The organism is Desulfobacterales bacterium, from assembly GCA_029211065.1.
Taxonomy (GTDB): Bacteria; Desulfobacterota; Desulfobacteria; order Desulfobacterales; family JARGFK01; genus JARGFK01.
In genome coordinates, this window is the sequence record JARGFK010000233.1 from 1 (window position 1) to 2,330 (window position 2,330).

Annotated in this window: 1 protein-coding gene; it reads right to left on the reverse strand. The window is 55.2% G+C overall.

Annotated elements, in window-relative coordinates; translation table 11 throughout:
• Positions 1-172: 172 nt before the first annotated feature.
• Positions 173-2,173, reverse strand: coding sequence for an amino acid permease (locus P1P89_23125; protein MDF1594417.1), 2,001 nt, complete (start codon positions 2,171-2,173; stop codon positions 173-175).
• Between the last annotated feature and the right edge of the window lie 157 nt (positions 2,174-2,330).

A 2,330-nucleotide genomic window follows, 5' to 3' on the forward strand; every position in this document is an offset into this window, starting at 1 on the left:
ATCCAATCCTCCCGGGTTGATTATGAAGCATACTTACCACATTTTTTACGACATTACAAGGTTGACGTGACACTAGAATCCTGGACCCCTTGAATCCTATCAGAATCATCAACTCATTTGGAGATGATCCTGATTTTGAAATAATGATTCACATCCATCGATCTATTCAATTCTACCCCTTCCGGTTTATCAAAATAAGGCCGCAGTCGGTCTGTCCGGCAATGCGCAGGACCGTCTCGCCAAAAAGCTTTTGGTGACGGGCGAAACGCTGCAGCCCCAGGATCAGCAAATCCACATCAGCCGCCCGCTCAATAATCCGGTCCGCGCCGTTGTCGCTGCAGATAACCTCGATGTGCACATCGCCGGCCAGTTCATCCTTTGCCATTTGGGCCAGCCATTTTTCCGCTTTCAATACAGCTTTAGGGGGTGAATTTTTTGGCAACACCTGCAGAAAATGTATCTGCCGGATGCCATGACGATAAAGGCTGCCCAATAACCGGGCGCGAAGCTGGTCATGCTGTCCGCGGCCGCCAAACGGAACCAAAACTTTTTGGACGGATGAAAGCTTCCATCCGTCCGGCACCCGCAAGACGATCACATGGGAGTCCACCTGGCTCATGAGGTTTTCAAGCGGTTTCAAGGCCTCCGGCCGATCCATATCGCTGAGCCCCAGCATCAGGCTTTCACAGCGGTAGATGCCGGCCACCCGAATGATTTCGGGCCATGGCCGGGGAACAATGGTGGTCAGGGCCTCTGGAGCCAATCCGGAGGCAAACGATGCGGTCAGCGCTGTCTTTATCACCGCCTGGGAGTCCACAAGCTGTCGGGGCGGGTCGCCGGGATGCCAGTTTTCCGGAGGGGTCACAATGGAGAGCAGCAACACGCGACCGATCTTTGGAGGGGTCAGGGCATTGGCCACCTCCACCATGGCATAAGCATGGTCGGGATTGGCAATGGGCACCAGCACCAGGGGGCTGTGCCCCCGCAACAGGAAAAGCTGCGGGTCCTGGGCTGCGGCAGATGCATCCACGATCCGGGCCCGCCGGGCAAAAATTAATAGATAGAGACCGCCGCCTGCACCCAGCCAGATCATGACAATCAGTCCGGCAAGGGGAACCTGGATCCCCTGATAGGCGGCCAGGGCAATGCACGCGCAGGCCCCCCCGATCTGGAGGCCGGGAAACCAGGGCGTCCGGAAGGACAAGGCCCTGGCGCCCACCCTCAGGCGCGCCAGAATGGCGGTCCATTGCGTCAGGGCAAAAGAGACCAGAAAGATAAGGCTGGCAGCCGCACCGGCAGCGGCAACATTTCCGAAAATAAAGATGACAGCAGCGATCATGGCCCCTGTCAGAATTATAGCGAGGACGGGAGTTCCCCGGATTTTGTGGGTCCTTCCAAGCGTCTGGGGCAGGGCCCGGTCGCGTGCCATTGTCAGGGCCACCCGGGAAGCGGCCAGCAGGTTGGCCTGCAGAGCCGATAGCATGGCCAGAATGGCGGCGATCATTACCAGCCAGTAGCCGAAGGGACCCAGGTAGTTCTGAACCGCAACGGCAACCACCGTATCCGGGTTCTCCAGGCTCAGCCTGGCGATGTTCTGTCCCTCCCCAACCCCGACGGTTGAGATGACAAATAACAGGGGCAGATAAATCGCCAGCGCCATTCCCAGGGAAAGAAACATGGCCCAGGGGATATTTTTTTCCGGTGACTTCACTTCGCCGGCCACCGCCGCAATGATGTCAAATCCCTGCAGGGCGATGAAGGTGTAGCCCATGGCCTGAAAAAGCCCAACAGCGCCGTTTTCAAAAAAGGGGCTCAGGCTGGCGGACAGATTAGCGGCTGAACGTCCTTTAAGTACCCAGAGTCCCGCAATAATGATCACGCCGAACACGACAACTTTTCCCCAGGTTGCCCACTGTCCCCCGCCGGTGCTTTTCCGGATCAGCCCCACGCTGTATACCGCTATGGCCGTGACAGCCAACAGGGTGACCCCTTCCTTGCTCGTCAAAACGCCGGCCTGCAGGGACGGCGCAAAGGACAGGGCTCTTGCTACGGCGGTTGCGGCATAGGAAGCAAACCCCAACGCATAGAGGACGCTGGCGATAATGGATGCGAACCAGACCACCCAACCCACCATAAAGGCTGCCGGCACGGACAGGATTTTTTTTGAAAAAATATAAGGTCTATCCTTACGTAACTAAAGTTAAATGATTATTATACTTTTGTCAAGCATTTTTTTCTTTTTACGGATTTATGATTAAACCGTACTGATTGACTTGTTTAATAAAATAGTATAAAATTAGAGTAAGTTAATTTTGAATATGGAGAGTGAA